Annotated in this window: 16 protein-coding genes and 1 pseudogene; 8 read left to right on the top strand and 9 right to left on the bottom strand. The window is 52.6% G+C overall.

What is annotated here, in order from left to right; all coding sequences use genetic code 11:
• Positions 1–41: 41 nt before the first annotated feature.
• Positions 42–1,019: a TRAP transporter substrate-binding protein gene (locus A6301_RS20700; protein ID WP_234258640.1), complete on the bottom strand. Its 978-nt coding sequence runs from the start codon at positions 1,017–1,019 to the stop codon at positions 42–44.
• A gap of 673 nt (positions 1,020–1,692) precedes the next feature.
• On the opposite strand from A6301_RS20700, the gene exbB reads away from it, so the two are divergent.
• From exbB to A6301_RS20685, 3 genes are read left to right on the top strand one after another with little or no spacing between them, the layout of a single operon-like run.
• A complete protein-coding gene (gene exbB / locus A6301_RS20695; RefSeq protein WP_107170940.1) occupies positions 1,693–2,697 on the top strand; it encodes a tol-pal system-associated acyl-CoA thioesterase in 1,005 nt (334 codons plus the stop codon).
• Positions 2,698–2,700: 3 nt separating this feature from the next.
• Positions 2,701–3,126 (top strand): TonB system transport protein ExbD, encoded by a 426-nt coding sequence (gene exbD / locus A6301_RS20690; RefSeq protein WP_107170941.1) that lies wholly within the window; start codon positions 2,701–2,703, stop codon positions 3,124–3,126.
• A 34-nt stretch (positions 3,127–3,160) separates the two neighbouring features.
• The gene (locus tag A6301_RS20685) at positions 3,161–3,352 is read left to right on the top strand and encodes a hypothetical protein (RefSeq protein ID WP_234258639.1); all 192 of its coding nucleotides are present in this window, start codon (positions 3,161–3,163) and stop codon (positions 3,350–3,352) included.
• Here the strand turns inward: A6301_RS20685 and A6301_RS20680 are convergent.
• From A6301_RS20680 to A6301_RS20655, 6 genes and pseudogenes are all read right to left on the bottom strand, one after another.
• Positions 3,349–4,368: a YiiG family protein gene (locus A6301_RS20680; protein WP_234258638.1), complete on the bottom strand. Its 1,020-nt coding sequence runs from the start codon at positions 4,366–4,368 to the stop codon at positions 3,349–3,351. The genes A6301_RS20685 and A6301_RS20680 overlap by 4 nt on opposite strands.
• Positions 4,369–4,842: 474 nt before the next feature.
• Entirely contained in the window at positions 4,843–5,862 is a 1,020-nt protein-coding gene (locus A6301_RS20675) for a LacI family DNA-binding transcriptional regulator (RefSeq protein ID WP_107170944.1), read from the bottom strand.
• A 30-nt stretch (positions 5,863–5,892) separates the two neighbouring features.
• Positions 5,893–7,302: a sucrose-6-phosphate hydrolase gene (locus tag A6301_RS20670; protein ID WP_234258637.1), complete on the bottom strand. Its 1,410-nt coding sequence runs from the start codon at positions 7,300–7,302 to the stop codon at positions 5,893–5,895.
• The gene (locus A6301_RS20665) at positions 7,302–8,672 is read right to left on the bottom strand and encodes a sucrose-specific PTS transporter subunit IIBC (protein ID WP_234258636.1); all 1,371 of its coding nucleotides are present in this window, start codon (positions 8,670–8,672) and stop codon (positions 7,302–7,304) included. The genes A6301_RS20670 and A6301_RS20665 overlap by 1 nt, the downstream gene beginning before the upstream one ends.
• A gap of 70 nt (positions 8,673–8,742) precedes the next feature.
• A pseudogene (locus tag A6301_RS20660) lies at positions 8,743–10,267 on the bottom strand (carbohydrate porin).
• Positions 10,268–10,454: 187 nt separating this feature from the next.
• On the bottom strand, positions 10,455–11,390 hold the full coding sequence (locus tag A6301_RS20655; RefSeq protein WP_234258635.1) for an aminoimidazole riboside kinase: 936 nt from the start codon (positions 11,388–11,390) through the stop codon (positions 10,455–10,457).
• A 320-nt stretch (positions 11,391–11,710) separates the two neighbouring features.
• On the opposite strand from A6301_RS20655, the gene A6301_RS20650 reads away from it, so the two are divergent.
• From A6301_RS20650 to cas3, 3 genes are all read left to right on the top strand, one after another.
• Positions 11,711–11,899, top strand: coding sequence for a hypothetical protein (locus A6301_RS20650; RefSeq protein WP_215483285.1), 189 nt, complete (start codon positions 11,711–11,713; stop codon positions 11,897–11,899).
• Between the two features lie 169 nt (positions 11,900–12,068).
• Positions 12,069–12,620, top strand: a complete 552-nt coding sequence (locus tag A6301_RS20645) for a polymer-forming cytoskeletal protein (RefSeq protein WP_370642265.1) — start codon at positions 12,069–12,071, stop codon at positions 12,618–12,620.
• Between the two features lie 27 nt (positions 12,621–12,647).
• Positions 12,648–15,371, top strand: coding sequence for a CRISPR-associated helicase Cas3' (gene cas3, locus A6301_RS20640; RefSeq protein ID WP_234258633.1), 2,724 nt, complete (start codon positions 12,648–12,650; stop codon positions 15,369–15,371).
• Positions 15,372–15,376: 5 nt separating this feature from the next.
• Here the strand turns inward: cas3 and A6301_RS20635 are convergent, their stop codons facing one another.
• Both A6301_RS20635 and A6301_RS20630 read right to left on the bottom strand, forming a co-directional pair.
• Entirely contained in the window at positions 15,377–15,742 is a 366-nt protein-coding gene (locus A6301_RS20635; protein ID WP_005973745.1) for a type II toxin-antitoxin system PemK/MazF family toxin, read from the bottom strand.
• Positions 15,742–16,017: an AbrB/MazE/SpoVT family DNA-binding domain-containing protein gene (locus tag A6301_RS20630; protein WP_005973743.1), complete on the bottom strand. Its 276-nt coding sequence runs from the start codon at positions 16,015–16,017 to the stop codon at positions 15,742–15,744. Before A6301_RS20630 ends, A6301_RS20635 begins: the two co-directional genes overlap by 1 nt.
• A gap of 662 nt (positions 16,018–16,679) precedes the next feature.
• Here A6301_RS20630 and casA point away from each other — a divergent pair.
• Both casA and casB read left to right on the top strand, forming a co-directional pair.
• Positions 16,680–18,251: a type I-E CRISPR-associated protein Cse1/CasA gene (gene casA / locus A6301_RS20625; RefSeq protein WP_234258632.1), complete on the top strand. Its 1,572-nt coding sequence runs from the start codon at positions 16,680–16,682 to the stop codon at positions 18,249–18,251.
• Positions 18,235–18,870, top strand: a complete 636-nt coding sequence (casB, locus tag A6301_RS20620; protein ID WP_234258631.1) for a type I-E CRISPR-associated protein Cse2/CasB — start codon at positions 18,235–18,237, stop codon at positions 18,868–18,870. Before casA ends, casB begins: the two co-directional genes overlap by 17 nt.

Raw genomic sequence — 18,870 nt, 5'->3', positions numbered from 1 at the left:
GATAAATAGCAGGCTATTTATCCGCTGAGATGAGATATTGATTATTGGGTATCGGCGACGGCTTTAATCAGATCCTGATATTTGGCACCAAACTGATCGCGTACAGGCTGCGTAGCTTTGAAATAGTACTCGGTATCAATTTCATGGAATTGAACGCCACCGGCCTTCATTTTATCCAGAGATTGCTGAGTATACTCATTCCACAGCACGCGCTGTTCTTGCTGCGCTTCTTTCGCCAGCTTCAGGATAAGATCCTGATCTTCTTTGGAAAGCTTGTCCCATTTGGTTTTGGAGTACAGGAACAGCTCAGGAATAATAAAGTGGCGGCTCCAGGTGAAATTCTTGGCAACAGGCATGTAGTTATGTGCGACATAGGTTGGCGGATTATTCTCAGTGCCGTCAATCACGCCGGTTTGCATGCCGCTAAAGACTTCACTGGTGCCCATGGCGATGGAGTTGGCGCCCATGGCTTTCAGCGTTGCGAGAGCGACCTGACTGGTTTGGACGCGAATTTTCATGCCTTTGAGGTCTTCTGGTTTGGCTACTGGCTGCTTGGTGATTAAATTACGCGTTCCCGCGTCCATCCAGCCTAGGAAAACCAATTTTGATTTACTGTTCTGAGTAATCTTGTCACCAATTTCCTGCCCGATTTTTCCATCCAGTACTTTATGCAGATGATCTTCATCACGGAAAATATAGGGCAGCGTAAAGACTTCTATTTCCGGTAAAATAGCGGCAACGGGCGTCATTGATACACGAATAATATCAATGGCACCGAGCTGCGCCTGCTCAATCATTTGTTTTTCATCACCTAATACGCCGCCAGGGAAGGTTTTAATTTCCAGTCTGCCACCTGTGGCAGCTTTTAATTTCTCTCCCATTTTCTGTACGGCGACGACATTCGGATATCCTTCAGGGTGAACATCGGAGGCTTTAATTTGTTGCGCCTGAATCGCTTGGCTCATCAGGAGTACAGTAGAACTCAGACAAACGCCGATCAATGTTTTCGACAGCTTCATTGAATTATCTCCAGAGGTAGGGTGACATTATCGATAATCAAATGGTGATTGAAAAAATAAACCTATGAAAAAATAGAATAACTTATGGTGGTACAGTGGTGAGACGACGGCATCATTGTATGGGATATTATCGTGGTGCGCGTCGGCATTCTCTATGAGTTAAGCTAACCTATTATACAACTTCGTAGAATGACTCGTGTCACAAAAGAAAAAGCTAATATGAAATGCTGTTTTATAGGCGTTTTGTTCCTATTTCCCCAATCTCAATATACGTAACACGGTGTTTTTATTTATCTTATTGTGTGTTTGTGTTTCTATTCATTTCATTGAACCTATCGCCAGCCACCATGAAATGGTGTGATAACTTAATGTCGATCACAAAAACCTAGCGGTATAACGCTGTGCTCTAAGTGAGTACCTGCGGTTCTCTCCTGAGATATATTTCTGGATGCTATGTTTCATGATTTTTTTATGCATTTCCCAGCGATATGCAGGTAATACCCCTAAAAACCCTGTCAGAACGCAAGAAAAAGTGTGTTATCTGGCGTAAATAATAATGAGAACGACTATCAATTCGTTCAGGGTTTGGTATCATTTCAGGCTGCGTTATTGCGGCATTAATACCTGCGGGTATGTGCACGTTATTGTACAGAACGAATGGTGGAGGCACAGCGTGAAGACGGCTGTCAGTAATACAACTCAACAGGTGTTATCAACCTGGCAAAAAAAACGTGGTGCGTTCAGCGCATTTTCCCGTAGCGTGCTGGTTATCCTGCTGTGTACGGCGGGACTAAGTGGAAATGCGTTTGCAGCGCCGGCAACGACGCCGTTATCGACAGAGAATGCAGCGCCAGCCGCTCAGCCTGCTGCTGCATCCCCTTCTGCCCCCGTGACAACCGATGCACCAGCATCCGCGCTCACGCTTCCGGCCAGTGCTGCACCGGGTACGAATAACCTGATGAAGACTGATTTGTCCGTCTGGGGCATGTACCAGCATGCTGATGCCGTGGTGAAAACGGTGATGATCGGCTTGCTGTTGGCTTCCGTGATTACCTGGGCGATTTTCTTCAGTAAAAGCGTTGAAATGTCTGGCGCAAAACGTCGCCTGCGCCGTGAGTATCTGGCGCTGGAACAGGCGAAAACGCTGGACGATGCGCTGGAAACGGCGGAGGCGTTCAAACCAGGCAGTGTAGCGCAACAGCTATTGGTGGATGCGCAGAACGAACTGGAACTCTCCGCACGTTCGGATGACAACAACGGGATTAAAGAGCGCACCGCGTTTCGTCTGGAACGTCGCGTGGCGGCTACCGGGCGTCATATGGGACGTGGCAATGGCTATCTGGCAACGGTTGGGGCAGTTGCACCGTTTGTGGGGTTGTTCGGTACGGTATGGGGCATCATGAACAGCTTCATCGGTATTGCACAGACGCAAACGACTAACCTGGCGGTGGTTGCACCGGGGATTGCAGAAGCTCTGCTGGCGACGGCGATTGGTCTGGTCGCTGCGATTCCTGCGGTGGTTATCTATAACGTCTTCGCTCGTTCGATTGCTGGCTACAAAGCGACGGTTGGCGATGTGGCGGCACAAGTGTTGCTGTTGCAAAGCCGCGATCTTGACGTTGCCGCCAGCAACGATAACCGGGCGTCTTCAGCAGCGCATAAACTGCGGGTGGGTTAAGTCATGGCGATGCATTTGAAGGAGGACGCGGGTGATGACGGTGAAATGCATGACATCAACGTCACGCCGTTCATTGACGTCATGCTGGTTCTGCTGATCATCTTCATGGTGGCGGCACCGCTGGCAACGGTGGACATTCGTGTCGATCTGCCAGCATCATCAGCAGTACCGCAGCCGCGTCCAGAGAAGCCACTTTATCTGACGGTAAAAGCAGATAAGCAAATGTTTCTGGGGGAAGAGGCGATTAACGAGCAGTCTCTGGCTCAGGTGTTGGATGCGAAAACCAGCGCCAACAAAGAAACAACTATCTTCTTTCAGGCGGATAAAAGCGTTGATTATGAAACTATCATGAGCGTGATGGATTCGCTGCGTAAAGCGGGCTACCTCAAGGTTGGCTTGGTGGGTGCGGAAACCGCTGCCGCTAAATAACGATTACGAGAGATGTTTTAAGAAGGAATGCGGGATGAAGATTCAAACCGCATTCCTTTTTTTATTTCAGAATGACGTCATTGCCGTGCGAATGCTGGAGAACGCCGCAAGCTCTGCACGCAAAAAAGCGACCAAGGCACTATTTCCCGCACTCTTCACCAAGATGCGCGGCAGGGTTAACTCGCCGCGCGGTCATCTTTCTATGCAACGTGCTCGCATGAGTTAGCGCAGGCGGTTGCTGCTTTCCACCAGTGAGTTGTAGTTCTTGATGAGCTTATCGGCGCTGCCATCCACCATCCAGCCGGAGTTCTTGGACAGTAGCAGGCGCTCACCTTGGCTGTAGGGGGTTTTATCGCGCACGCGGCGCAGGCGCTCTTTGGCGGACACGCGATAATTTTCCAATGGTGAATCCATTACGGACCATGTTGCGGGTTTTGCGGCGTCGGGCTGCTTGGCCAGTTCGATCAGGGCGTCAGCGTTGTCTTCATAGGCTTTGAGCCGGGCTGTGGCGGTGTTGATGTCGAAGTTATCCTGCGTCAGCATGTTCACCAGCTGTTTGGCGCTGAGCATGGTAGCCATATACCAGTAATTGAACTGACGACCTTCACTCTTCTCAATTTCTGCCAGTTGCTTCAGTTGGCGCTCATCGTTGGCTTCTTCCAGAGCCTGATTGAACTGGCGGCTGGCCGTGTTGAATGCCGCATAGTGTTTGACGATGTCGCCGTGCATCGCCTTGCCGCGTGCCATTGCATCATCTTTATAGTTCTCGCGACTGTAGTAAGTTGAGGCTTCCTGTAGCGTCTGGCCCCAGGTGATGACGGCTGTGGAGTAGTCCTTGGCAGCGGTATCCAGCGCTGGCATGGCGGGCTCGCTTTGGGCTGCGTTGATAAGAGGTTCGTTACAGTTTTTCAGGCTGGATTCCGATACTGAGTAGATGCCGTAAATGACGCGCTCTTTGCCCGTAGGGCCTGACTTCATGTCTTTCACCCAGGATGTGTACCGCTCCATCGCTTTGTGAGCGCGCTCATGGGTGGCGTTGAAACATTGGATGTAGAGATTGAGTTTCTGATTAGCATCCACTTGAGGTTTCGCCGCCGGTGCGGGTGCGGTGTTGGCGGCGGTGGAAGCGGACTGGGCGGGGGCATCTGCTCCGCCGGGTTTGTCTTCGCAGGCCGCTAAGCCGATGGTGGCGGCAATCAACGCTGCCAGCCTAACGGGTGTACGGATAGTGCGAACGTTCATGTGAACTCCCTTTTCTTTGATCGTGATGTATCGTGATTATGCAGTCACATCAGGGCTATCGTTAGACGCCTTGGGGTGATGCGTTACATGTGGTGATGTTTATTTTTGAAGAAGTGATGCCCTCTTCGATCGCAACTATCTGCCTTGCGTAGCACGGAACTATCCTGCTTAAGGAAGACAGATGAAATTGCAATTTTTCTTTGAAAGCAGGGTGATTGAGGAAAGCCGCGGGGTGCTGATTGGCTGAGCGGTGCTTTATTAATTGCCTTATTTATCATTCAGGTGAACCTTAGCGTCTTCCTTGACCATAATGCTTAGACAAAATGATTCCGCATTATTGCTATCAATGCAACCCTTAACTTCCCGATCGGTCAAGCTGTCGGGACGGAAATATTTGGTGTTAATAGCAGAAGACGCCATAGACCCGCTCGCAATGAGACAACCGGCGAAGTGCGGATTGAGAACTGCTTTGGCCTATGCCCGTGAGTCAGGATGACGCCAGTGAATACGCGTGGGGATATAGCGTCGATCTTCTTCAAGCGGCTGTTGTGCAATCAAACTCGTAATCATTTCAAAGCTGTTACGTGCCAGATTTTCGCAGTCCTGTGCCACGGTATCGATCTTCAGCGGTAAACAATCAAACAGATAGTGATCGTCAAAACAGCACAGCCGGATACCGCTTTCCATCAGGTTATGCTGGTTCATATAGCGCAGCACGCCTTCCATCAGGCCACAGGCGGCAACAAACAGCGCTTTTGGCGGACGCCCTAGCGTTGCACACAGCTGAGCAAACATTTCATAACCCGCGCTGGGGTGGTAGCTACCGTGAATAATCCACTCCGGCTGGCAGTCGATACCGGCTCGCGTCAGCCCAAGCTGGAAGCCTTCCAGCCGGTGGCGAGTCGGGGAAATTCGCGGCTGGCCGCCAAGGAAATAGAATTCATCACGATGCTGGCGGGCGATACGTTCGACCATTTCCGCTGTGGATTCCACCGCTTCGGAAATCACCATTGGCAGTGTGGAATCACCAATCACCCGGTCAAATTGTATAACGGGCAACTGCTGATTAATCTTCTGATACTCGGTATCGCTCAATAGGCTGGAAGCGACGATCAAGCCATCGACCTGACGCTGTACCAGGCTGTTGACCGCCATCATCTCCTGGCTGGCATTTTCGTCGGTACAGGCAATCAGTAACTGTAACCCCGCTTCACGGCACAGCATCTCCAGCTCGCGGGAAATCACGGCGAAGCCGTAGTTGGTCATTTCCGGCACGACCAGCCCTAGCGTGTTGCTGCGTGAGGAACGCAGCGAACGTGCGTGAATGCTTGGCTGATAACGCTGCTCGTGCGCGACGGCTAAAATGCGATCTCGGGTTTCATCAGAAACGCGAAACTCTTTGCTGCGGCCATTAAGCACCAGACTGGCGGTGGATTTTGATACACCGGCCAGCGCGGCGATGTCACTGATTGTTATGCGTTTAGTCGGTTTCACCGCGAGGTCTGCTATCAGAAAAAAGGGAAGTTATTCTATCACGCATGGCGCTAACAGCCAGTGTTGTAGCGTTAATCGCCCAGAGCCGCTGAACGTGATCGTCGCCTCGCTTTCTGGGAAATAGCGTGCAGACATCACGGCTTCGCCATCGTTGATAAAAATTTCAACGCTGGAGCGATCGCACAGTATCTGCAATTGACTTAGATCGCCGCGCCAATAGCGGTGTTCGGGTTCCCCGGTGCGACGGTTGTGTCGGCTCATCGTTACGCGTTCACCGTCCCAACAGAGAACAATCTGCGAGGCAAGGTTGCACTGGAATTCCCCCTGAACGGTGACGAGCACTTCCGCGCGACTAATGGGGAGCGGTGATGCATAGTTTGCGACACCCTGCCAACGGTAATGCTGCTTGCGCAACTGTTGCAATTCGCGAGCAGGACGCTGGTAAACGCGGTTGCCATGCAGTGTGAGTTCACGCGGGCAGGTCATGGTATGAATCCAACCGTATTCGATCGTCGGTTCAAAAAACTCATTATCGTCAGGAATCGACATCCAGCCGAATAGCAAGCGTCGCCCATCTTCACTCAGCGTGGTTTGTGGCGCGTAAAATTCGAAACCGAGATCCAGTTCGTGGAATTCCTGATGTGGGTAAGCACCGCTTGTGTAGTCGAGCGAGCCAATAAAATAGCCAGCCTGGAAGGTATTCAGGTAGCGTTCTTCCTCGGCAGGAACACCCTGTGGGCAGCAAACCAGTACATCTTTGCCATCCAGCGGGAAGAGGTCTGGACACTCCCACATATAGCCAAAATCACCAAGTCCACCTAAACGGGAACCGGCGATCTCGCCGATCTTGTCCCATGCCAGCAGGTCGGTAGAACGATAGAGCAGGACTTTTCCCTGAAGATCGAGATCCTGCGCACCGAGTACCATGTACCAATGAGCGTCATGACGCCACACTTTAGGATCGCGAACGTGGCCCGTATAGCCGTCAGGAAGCGTCAGCACGGCTCCCAACTTGTCATATTCACCGTGAGGATTCTCACGGGCCATGCATTGAAACGCGGTGCGTGAGCCATCGTCGTATTTCACGTTACCCGTGTACATCAGCATGATTGCCCCTTGATCCACCACGGCAGAACCGGAGTAGCAGCCGTGGCTTTCATAGCTTTCGCTCGGCACCAGTGCGACGGGCTCATGCTTCCAGTTCACCAGATCGGTGGAGCTCCAGTGCCCCCAGAATTTCGCTCCGTGGGCACAAGACAAAGGGTTCCACTGATAAAACAGATGGTAACGCCCCTTGTGATGAATAAATCCGTTCGGATCGTTGAGTAGGCCTACGCACGGGGATAGATGCCATTCCGGGCGATACGGGTCTTCCTGTTTCCGTGAGTGGCCTGACATCAGGGCGTGCGCCATGCGCTTTAATAAGTGGACTTCCTTCATTATTCGCTATCCGTTTTATATTTCAGCAATAAGGACAGGGTAAAGGCGGCACCGAACGCAATGAACATCCCAATCAGGTAGTTAAGCATCGATCCTCCTTGCACAATGGCCAGCCCCGGAAAACCGGTTAGCCCGACGGCCGTCATATTGACGTGATTGAAGACCACCCACGCGCCACCGAGCGCACCGCCAGCCAGTGCGGCCAGGAACGGTTTAATGAAGCGCAGGTTGATACCAAATATCGCGGCTTCCGTGATGCCCAGCAGACAAGACAACCCTGCGGGAACGGCAATGGCTCGGGTTTTGGCATCACGCGTTTTGAAATAGACCGCCAGACACGCGCCACCCTGCGCTACGTTCGCCATCGCCCAAATTGGCAGCAGGAAGTTGACGCCGATACTAGGGTTACCCAGTAGCCCAGCTTCAATGGCATGGAAACTGTGATGAACGCCAGTGATGACGATGGCGGAATAAAGGCCGCCGAACAGCAACCCGGCTAACCAGCCAGCGTGAGTAATCAACGTACTGAGTAAGAAAGAAATACCGTCGCCCAGTGCGCGCCCAGCCGGGCCGATGATCAACATCGCGACGAAGCCGGAAATGATGACCGTCAGGAAAGGCGTGACGATGATATCCAGCGCATCGGGTACAATTTTACGCAGGCGCTTTTCCACGATGCTCATGAACCAGACGGCCAGCAGTACCGGGAACACGGTGCCCTGATAGCCAATCATGGCGATGTCCATGCCGAAGAAATGCATGGTCTGGAAGCCCCCTGCGACGCCCCAGGCATTGGTCAGCGCCGGATGCGTCAGGATACCGCCCAGCGTTGCGCCCAGATAGGGGTTGCCGCCGAATTCCCGTGCCGCGGTAAAACCGATCAAAACAGGCAGGATAATAAAGGCTGCGGAACTGAACATATCCAGCATCACGAAGATCGCACTGCTGGCATCAACCCAGCCGTAGGTCTTGATCATACCTAGCAGACCCATCAACAGGCCGGAAGCGATAATCGCCGGCATGATAGGGACGAAAATATTCGATAGCAGACGCGCCAGTCTTTGCAGCGGGTTAAGCTTTTTCGCGGCGATCGAGGCGGCTTCGGATTTACTTGATTCACTGATGCCAGCGGCTTTAATGAATTCAGCGTAGACCTTATTCACCAGACCGGTACCGAAAATAATTTGCATTTGTCCGGCGTTCTGAAAGCACCCTTTAACGCCATCAACGTTCTCGATCGCTTTTTTGTCTGCCAGACTGTCGTCGTTCAGCACTAAACGCAGGCGAGTGGCGCAGTGGGCAGCACTGGCGATATTCTCTTTTCCGCCAAGTAAGGGGATGAGCGCGGAGGCAGTTGCGTTGATATCCATGTTATTCCTCTGTGTATACCGTTTCTTTGGCGTCGATTAGCGTGTCATCGACGCCAAGGCTAGCCAATCATCAGAACCAGGTTTCCATCTGGATGCCAAAGTTCCATTCGCCGCCTGCTTTAAAGCCGGTGGAGCCAAACGTATCTTCGCTGGAGTAATTATCCAGTCGTTTATCCCAGTCCATATAACTGGCAAACACGCGCAATTCAGGGCGGCTAAAGAAGTTGCCGATATCGCCGACCTTGAACGTAGGCGCAAAGGTCAGTTTATAGAAGCCGCCGCTCACTTGATTCAGGCTGCGATAGCCGCGCGGATCGAGGTCCATGTATTGATAGCTGCCTTCATAAGCCAGTGCAAAATTTTCGGTGATTTCCTGAATCAGGCGCGCATTAAAAGTTACCCATTCGTAGCTGTCGCCATTGACGTAACGATCTTTGCTGGTTTGCGCCAGAATGGACGGCGCGAAGCTCCAGGTTTTGTTCAGCGCCGTGGTGCCGTAGGTCGCAAAGCGCCAGGTGTTGGCGTCATTGGTCAGGTTACCGTCGGCACCGATGTTCTTCACTTCACCGCCCAGACCGTGACCGTAAAGGATCGCGGTTTTTGATGTCCCGTCGCGTAAGCCGTAGAAGCTGTCGCCGTGGTACGCCACCATCGCGTGATAGCCTTTGTCGCCCGCATTGGTATTGGTAACGAAGGTGTTATCGCGGCTTGTACCGGTATTTTGTTTTACATCGTTGTTCTTGGCGGTTAATCCGCTCAGCATGAACTGGAATGGCCCGACGTAGTTATTCGCGGTAAAGACGTAGTTTTTGATGTCGTTATCCAGCGAGGTAATTTCGCCGAGGCTGCGGCCATACAGCGAGAAGTTACTCTTGGCGTTATCCGCCCATTTCACGTCATAGATACCGCCGCCGGTGCCTGCAAGGAAGACCACGTCGCTATCGAGCCAGTGAATATCGAAGTTATCGCGATCGAAGCGTTTACCCGCCCACAGCGTGGTGTCCTTAAACGCGCCGGTGAAAGTCGGTAGTGAACCCAGTTCGACGAAGGCTTCGCGGATGTTCAGGTCGCTGGTGGCTGCCGTCCAGTCGTTATAGCTGCGTTGGCCGTCCGCCATCATGACCTTGAAACGCGTGGTCGCGCCGTTATCCAGCTTTTGTTTGTGCTCCAGTTTGATCTCAACGTAGGTGTCGTCTTCATTACCCAAGCGGCCAATATGCCCGCCCGTCTGACCCGCAGGGGACATACCCGGCCCGATATCGGTTTTGGCGCTGGTGGCAGAATCATTGATCGACAAACCGGAACGCGCGTAGCCGTGGAATTCAAATCCATCGGCGAACGACTTCTGCTTTGCCAGCGCCGTCGTGCGCTGCTCCACCTGCTGGGTTTTCTGTTCGGTTTGTGTAGTGCGGGTGGCGAGCTGCTGGGTTTGCTTTTCAGCGGCATTGGCTCTGGCCTCGGCGGCTTGAGCACGGGCTTCTGCCTGTTGTAAACGCTGCTCCATAGCGTTCAGGCGGGCCTCAATACTGTCGGTGTTGGCAGCAGATACATAAGAGTAATAACCCTATCGTCACAGCAAGGTGGCTTGGTTTCATTTTTTCGTTCTCGTCGTGAAGGAGATTTATTGTTTTTGGATTTCTCATGTTTAGCTAAATTGCTAAACCGGTTTTTCATGAGAAAAATAAAAGCCGGAAGGTGGGTTAGCAAGAAATTTCATTCGCCCGATTCTGTAACTGTGATCCTGACTACAAAACCGGGCGTTAACCGTATGAAGCGAAGGGGTTAGGACTTGGTTACGGGGAGGGTGTGCAATTGCTGCGCGTAAGGGAGTGCTGTCATTGCGCCTTTTGCCGTGGTAGCCAGCGCACCGCACCGCTGCGCCTGCTCGATAATTGGGTCCCAGCTAAGTGGCTGTGACAGGTCGTCATATTGCGCCAGGCCATGCAGTAAACCGGCGACGAAGGCATCCCCTGCTCCCGTAGTATCGACAGGGGTCACCATTGGTGCGGCAAAGTGCTGTAGCTGGTGGCGATCGTGCAGCCAGACGCCTTCGCTGCCCAGCGTCACCAGCAGCAATCGAGTAGGGTAGCGCTGCATGAACTGTTGAATCCCTTCTTCAACATCCGCTGTTGGACAGAGAAAGGTCAGCTCCTCGCGCGACAGTTTTACCACATCGGCCAGCATCAGCGCCTGTGTCAGGCAATCGCGCAGTTCCTGCTCGCTGTGCCAGAGGTCGTCACGGATATTAGGGTCGAAACTGACCCGCCCCAGCGAGGCTTTAACCTTGCGCATCGCCTCAAATGCGGTACTGCGCGACGGTTCTTGCGACAGCGCGATGGAGCAGAGGTGCAGCCACTCTCTGCGGTTAAATATTGGTAGATCTTCCGATTGTAAAAACAGGTCGGCACTGGGGCGCACCATAAACGTAAAAGTGCGTTCCCCCGTCTCATCAAGGCTCACGACCACGGTTGATGTCCGGTGATGCCTGTCGTGCGCCATATAGTGGGTATCGACGTTTTCCTGCTCCAGCACCGTTTTGAGAAAATGCCCAAAAACATCGTCACCGACGCGACCGACAAAGGCGCTGTTTCCCCCCAGTCTGGCAATGCCGACAGCGACATTGGCTGGCGCACCGCCGGGGCATTTCAGATAGCGTTCCGTATCTTCCGGGATGAGATCGACAACCGCGTCGCCCATGACCCAAATTCTGTTTGCCATAACGTGACTCTTATCAACGAGAAGTAGACTGTTTGCTAAAATAGAAGAATCGGTTTAGCTAAGCAATGTCATTATGAAAATATCTACAGGGTAACCTACAGCGAAACAACGTGCAGAGAGAGGCGCGAGTTACGGTAATAATTTAAGCTTTTGTATAATAGGATTTTTTTTACGTAGTGATGTGAGTAAAGGAAAGTGAACGAGATCGGGTTTTTGAAGTTTAAGGCTAAATAAAATACATTTTTACCCGATACCCTTTATGTCGTTTGACAGTACAGCGTGACTGTCATCAAGGAAGATACCAAGAAAGGGAGAATGGTATGGCTCATAAAATCTTGGATAACATGCTGGATGAATTAAAAGCAGTCGTTAAACAGCACGTCGGCAATCGTGCTGATGTGCAGATCGACATACGCTATCTGGAAGGAGGACGTAAAACACTTCGTATTACTATTCCTGATATTTCCACTCTGGAAATTGAATTTAATCGGCGTTCCGATCGTGCGTAATTACAACCTGCTTTGGGGAATATGGGCGATATGGGCGTTATTGGTTGCCGTTTGGCTTATTGATATCTATAGCGAATTTCCCCTTCGCTATTACGGTCAGGGCGTGGTTGCGCTACTGGCCGCGAGTGCCGCTATCGCATTTTTTTATACTGTTAAAAGGAATAACACGATGTTTTCATTTGATAAAAACAAAAAAGACGTAAAAGAACCGCAAGGGCACAGTGAAGTAAACAGCTCTCCCGCTATTAGCCCATCGAACGAGTTGATTAATTCAGTGAATCCTGTGCGCGTGAAAAAGGACACCTTTATTTCTCAGGGCGCGCGTATGACGGGCGCTTTATCTGTTGATGGCAACATTACCGTGGAAGGTCAGGTAGAGGGTGATGTGCAGTGTGATAACACGGTGAAAGTGGAGCACACGGGTCAGGTAAACGGTGAAATAAAATCGCAGCAGATCGTCATCAACGGCCGCGTTGAAGGACGTGTGGCTGCCAGCGTTGTGGCTATTTTGGCGCAGGGAAAAGTGTTCGGTGATATTTTCACCGATGAACTCTCTATCGAAAAAGGCGGCATCTTCACGGGTCAATCCCATCCGCTAACCCCGCCAACGCAGAGTCAGGAAAAACTGACCTACGTGGAAAAGAAAAAAGAGAAAACCAGCAAAACGCCCGCAGAACAAGAAAACGTAGTGGCGCTAGCGGGAAATACGCCGACGGCCTGAGGTGTGTGGTAAGAGGTGGTATAGTCTATGGACAAGGAAGGCATCATCGACCGGCGCTATTTTCACTATTGGGGCAAAGCGAACCGATCAACGGAGGCGCTGGAGGGTGACGATTACCACTTGCTGCCTTATCACTGTTTGGATGTGGCGGCCTGTGGTTATGTCTTGTTAAAGGGAAACTATTTTCAGGCTAGCCATGTACTGCGAGAGCTCGCGTGCGGTGATGATGATGTCGCTGCATGGTTTACGTATTTTTTGGCCTGGCATGATATCGGGAAATTTGCCCGCGGCTTCCAGCGTAAATATAGCAACCCAGACTCCCCGTTAGTTCAGGCTTCAGGACAGGTCGATACGGCGCGGCATGACGCGTTAGGTTTCTGGCTGTGGCAAGCGCGTGATGACTTTCCCGATCTATTGCCTTTCTCTGAGGACATGCTCACCTCCACCTCCCAAAAGACGCTCGATATCTGGCTGAACATAGTTACGGGGCACCACGGCAAGCCGCCAGAGGTGGTGAATAAAGGGAGTTTGGCCTTTCATCGTGACGATTATCTGGCAGTGCAAGACTACCTGCATGATGTGGGCGCGTGCTTTCCTGAAGCATCCGTTTTTCCTGCATGCTTTGCTGATAAAGGCTGGCGAAACCGGCTGAAGCAGCAAAGCTGGGGATTGGCTGGTTTGACCGTACTGGCAGACTGGCTGGGTTCGCGCCAGCAGGATTTCCACTATTGCAGCACACCGATGCCGCTCGAAACCTACTGGTGTGAGCATGCGCTACCGATAGCGGAAAAGGTCGTCTCGCGCCTGCCGCGTACGCCGTCTCCCGCGCTTTTCCATTCTATCCAACGACTCTTTCCGTTTATCCAGCAGCCAACGCCGCTACAACAGAACGCGCTAGAGGCTGATATTTCCGCTGACGGGCCGCAGCTTTTTATTCTGGAAGATGTGACTGGCGCGGGGAAAACGGAAGCGGCGATGATCCTGGCGCACCGACTGATGGCGCAGCAAAAAGCGAGCGGGATCTATGTCGGTCTGCCGACGATGGCGACAGCCAATGCCATGTACAAGCGGCTGGCGCAAGCCTATCGTGCATTATATTCACCAAAATATAACCCTTCGCTGATGTTGGCGCACGGTGCGCGACATATGTCGTCCGCCTTTATGCAATCGCTATGGGAAGGCGACAGTCAGGGGCAGGCACAGTACGACAAGGAAGAAAACGCGGCCAGCAAAGACTGCAACATTTGGTTTGCGGACTCGCGCAAGAAAGCGCTGTTGGCCGATATTGGCGTGGGTACGCTCGATCAGGCGCTGATGGCGGTGATGCCGTTTCGCCACCAGTCGCTTCGGGTGCTGGGGCTACAGAATAAACTGCTGATTCTGGATGAAGTGCATGCGTATGACGCCTACATGAGCAAGCTGATCGAGCTGTTGATTGGCTTCCATGCACAACAGGGCGGTAGTGTCATCATCTTAACGGCGACGTTGCCGCTTAACCTGCGAGAGAAGCTGACGCGGGCGTTTGCGCAGGGCATAGCCTGTGAGGCTGCGCAGCCCGATCCCAATGCAACGTATCCGTGGCTGACGCAGTTAACACGCGAAGGATTGCAGGAAACGACGCTGGAAACGCGGGCGGAAGTGCGACGCGAGGTCAAGATTGGCTGGCTGACTGAGCGGTTAGAGGGCATCGAACGCGTAAAAGTTGCCGTGGCGGCCGGGCAGTCGATCTGTTGGATCAGGAATACGGTGGATGACGCTATCGCGGTTTATCGCCAGCTCATTGAGGCGGGTATTGCAGAGGAAAATGTGCTGCTGTTCCACAGCCGTTTTGCCTTTTGCGATCGGATGGCGATTGAAGAACGGGCGCTGGCGTGGTTTGGCAAAGACAGTATGCCGGATGAGCGTGCTGGTAAAGTGCTGATTGCCACGCAGGTTGTCGAGCAGTCGCTGGATATTGATGTCGATAACATGATTAGCGACCTTGCGCCCATCGATCTGCTGATTCAACGCGCAGGGCGGCTACAGCGACATATTCGGTTTCTCGACGGGCGTCGTAAAACTGAGGTGGACGCTGCACCGCTAACGGATGAGCGCCCAGCAGCGGTGCTGCATATCACGGCTCCGGCCTGGCAGCCGGAAGCGGAGGCTGACTGGCTGGGAGACGAATTGCGTAACAGCGGTTACGTTTACCCCGATCATGCTGCGCTGTGGCGCACGCAGGCGATATTACGCGAATGCGGTGAGATCAAAATGCCGGAAGCGGCGCGCCTGCTGATTAACAGCGTGTATGAAGAACAGATTACGGTGCCTCCGGCCTTGGAGGCAATAGCCAATAAGGTACTGGGTGAGCGATACGGCCAGCGTTCGGTTGCGGGTCAGTCGTCGTTAGCGTTAGTACACGGTTACTGTGCTCAATCCAGCGAAGCGGGCTGGAGCGATGCGGTGGATATTTCCACCCGTATGGGAGAAGAAACGCTGGATCTGTATCTGGCGTGGAAAGCGGAAAACGACGGCGAACTCCCGCAGTCTTACGCCGCATCGGACACTTTCGCCTGGGAACAGAGCCGCGTGCAGATACGCGTCAGCTGGTGGCAGAAACGCAAAACTGGATTACCGATACTGGAAGATGAGGCATTGGAGCGGTTTCGGCAGCAGTTACACCGCCCACAGGCAGAGGTGCTGCTGCTGAATAGAGGGGAAAACCACGCATTTTATAGCGAACGGATGGGGTTGATGCTATTGGGCTCGTGATGTATTTATTGCGGATCAATAAGGTTGATTAACTTAATAATCACATCCTGTATGAGGACATCCTCCGCGACGGTTTCAAATGTTGCTCCGCGTGCAATAAGATCTATCGCCTGAGCCTGATGGCATAGCACCACACCCCGTAAATCCCCGCGTTCTGTATCCACTGGCGTGACTACGACGGTGACGCCCGAAGAACGTGCTGCTTCTGCTTTGGTTGAAATAGGGCAGCAAATGGCGACGCCTAGTGCTGCATTCAATGCACCTTCGGTGACGACAATCCCATAGTGATCGCCTTGCAACTCGCGACCGAAAACGGGGTCAGGGCTAAAATGCCAAATGTCACCTTTTTGCGGAATACGTGTTGCTGACATTACCAATATTCCTTGCCTGTTGGTACGGCATCGGTGAAGACTTTCACGTCTTCATTGAGTGCTGCAATCTCTTCACTATCGATTTGAGTGAGTAGCTCTGCAACGCTGAATTTACCACGTGGTTTTCTTTTGGTCGGTTGTAAACTGATCCCTTCACCACTGCGTTCTACCGCGATTTCTGTCCCTATATCCCACCCCAGTTCTTTACCGTAGTCTCGGGGGATAGTGACGATCAATGCTCCACCTTGCTGACGAATCTTTACTGTTTGCATCATATCATCCTCTTTCAGTGCTACTTTGTGGAACAGAATAACACTCTGTGATTGCCTGTCAATTAATCAACAAGCATGTTTATTGAGCGATGAAATGCGTTTTTTGGTGGCCTGACTCGCTATTTTTCTTCTCGCGGTTTGTCCCCGCTGGCGCGGGGAAGTATGACTCAATAGTCCGATTACTCGGTTCATCCCCGCTGGCGCGGGGAACACGGAAGAAGTTTAACATAGTTTAGATAAATAATTTGATTCAATAATTCGTTTACTCTTCCATTTTTACTTCTCTTCTACTATCTTGTGATCGTAGCTTGTCATCGTTAATGGGGTTGCCCAAAAAAGCGGTGTTCAAGCACAAGGCACGGAACACGCACTTAGTTGAGCGAGTGGTATCTTTCATCCTAGCGGCGTATTTCGTATAAATCAAATCATGTCACAAGGAATGCATAGATTGTTAATTATTCCAATTGTTCCTATTACGGTAAACATCACCGTTTATCAAACCAAAGCGGAGGCATCGCCGCCGCATCCCACGAGTATTGTCCCGTCCCTCAACCACAAACGTGAGCCATCTCTCTGGCGTCGCGGCTTGAATGCGTTAAAAAAGAGACTGTAGAACCAGCCTAGATCTGGCTTGCCGCAGGGATGCGGCACACACAGGAGGTACGATGTATTTTTCATTGATTGAAGAACCTTGGCTGCCTGCCGTCTTTGCGGATGGTCGGATAAGTCACATTTCCCCGCTGCAACTCTCCGACGACAATATTATCGATCTCGCCTGGCCGCGTGCCGATTTTCAGGGTGCGGGCTATCAGTGGCTTATCGGTTTACTGCAAACCGCCTATGCGCCCGCCGATGACGATGACTGGGATGAGATTTGGGATGACGGTCTTGGCCCCGATTTCCCACAGGCATTAGCCGTGCTGGCACCCGCGATGCAATTTGGTGTGCAGAAGCCTGCGTTTATGCAGGATTTCGCCACGCTCGACAGCGCCCCGACACCGATTTCCGGCCTGCTGATTGATGCCCCCGGCGGCAATACGCTCAAGCTGAATAAAGATCATTTCATCAAGCGCGGCACGGTCAACGCGGTGTGTCCGTACTGTGCGGCAATGGCGCTATTCACGCTGCAAACCAATGCGCCATCTGGTGGGCAGGGGCATCGCACCGGAATGCGCGGCGGTGGGCCGATCACCACGCTGCTTATGCCGGAAGACGCCAGACTGCCGCTGTGGAAAAAGCTTTGGATGAACGTGCTGACGCAGAAGGTGATGCCCAAGGACAAGCCCGATGCCACGGTGTTCCCGTGGTTAGCCGCCACGCCCACCAGCGATGGCGCTCACCCGCCCGTGACGCCGGAAAATTCGCATCAGCTACAGGCTTATTGGGGCATGCCGCGTCGTATCGAGCTGGATTTCACTACATTACAGGCGGGGGAATGCGATCTGTGCGGCACGGAATCTACCGCGTTGCTCACGCAGTATCGCACCAAAAACTATGGCATCCAGTATGACAGTTGGCGGCATCCGCTTACCCCTTATCGTCGGGCACTGAAAGGTGACGATGCCCCTTTTCTGTCGGTGAAAGGGCAGCCGGGCGGGCTGGCGTACCGTGACTGGCTAGGGATGATGGTGGCAGTGGAAGATAAGCTCAATCACACCTATCCCGCCGCCGTTGTGCAGCACAATGCTGGCAAGCGGGCGCTGCGCAACACGGGGTTATGGTGTTTTGGCTACGACATGGACAACATGAAGGCGCGTTGTTGGTATGAACACCACGTTCCGCTGCTGTTCTCCCCGGCTCGCTTCCAGAGCGATGCACTTGCGTTGCGGGAATATAAAGATCGCTTACAACTGGCGGTGGAGCTGGCGCGGGACAGCGCCACGCTGCTGCGTCAAATGATTAAGGAAGCCTGGTTCTCGCGTCCAAAAGATGTAAAAGGGGATTTCAGCGCCATTGATGTCGCGTTCTGGCAGGAAACGCAGCCCGATTTTATGCGGCTGTGCCAGTCGTTGACGCAGGGTGATACACCCGCTACGGCGCTGAATATCTGGAAAAAGTCGCTCTATCGCTACCTGTTGAATAACTACGATGCCCGGGTGTTTAGCAACCCGGATGAACACCGCGATTTGGCCAAAGCGGCGAAAACGCGGAAAAAGCTGAGCGCGTTTTTCGGTAAACAGAAAGCGGCAGAAACCATTAAACAAATGCAGGAGGCAGTGGATGGCGAACACGGCTGATTTTTTAGTTATCACCAAGGATGACGCGAAAAAGATTAATGATTGGTTCGACGGTCTACAAAACCGCCACGGCACCCCCGGTAATGGCCGTGCGCGGCGGGCAGAGCTGCGCCGTGCCAAACAGCCTCCCTATGGCGTGTTGACCTGTCAGGGGTATCACGATCTGGCCGGGAAGCTGGAGGCGCGACTGGAAAAGGAACACCACATCGTGGCACTGACGATGTTTGTTTCTGTCGCGGCACATGCAGAGAAAAACATATTGAAGACCAGCTTCGCCGCCCAGCTAGGTGAAAAACAGGGCGGCGACCGTCCTTTTCTTTCCCCTTTGCGTTTTGAACGGCTCCAGCGGGCGCAAACGCCAGAAGAACTGCATCGCCAGCTTTTTCGCGCGGTACAAATACGCGGTGAGGCAGGCGTAAACCTTCCTTCGCTGGCGGACGGTATTTTCCTATGGGCAGAAGAGTGGCAGGCACGGCAGGAAAACCGTGCACTGAACCTTCACCCTTTGCGGCGCAATGCCGTGCGCTGGGCATGCGAATATGCGCAAGCGTCACAGGACATCACGTCCGATGAGCCAGATACCACAGAAACGTCAACGACAGCTTCAGACAAGGAATAA

The organism is Pectobacterium sp. IFB5596 (assembly GCF_021432585.1).
GTDB classification, from domain to species: Bacteria; Pseudomonadota; Gammaproteobacteria; order Enterobacterales; family Enterobacteriaceae; genus Pectobacterium; species Pectobacterium punjabense.
Note: the sequence above shows the minus strand (reverse complement) of the source record. Positions and strands in the feature narration are given on the sequence as shown.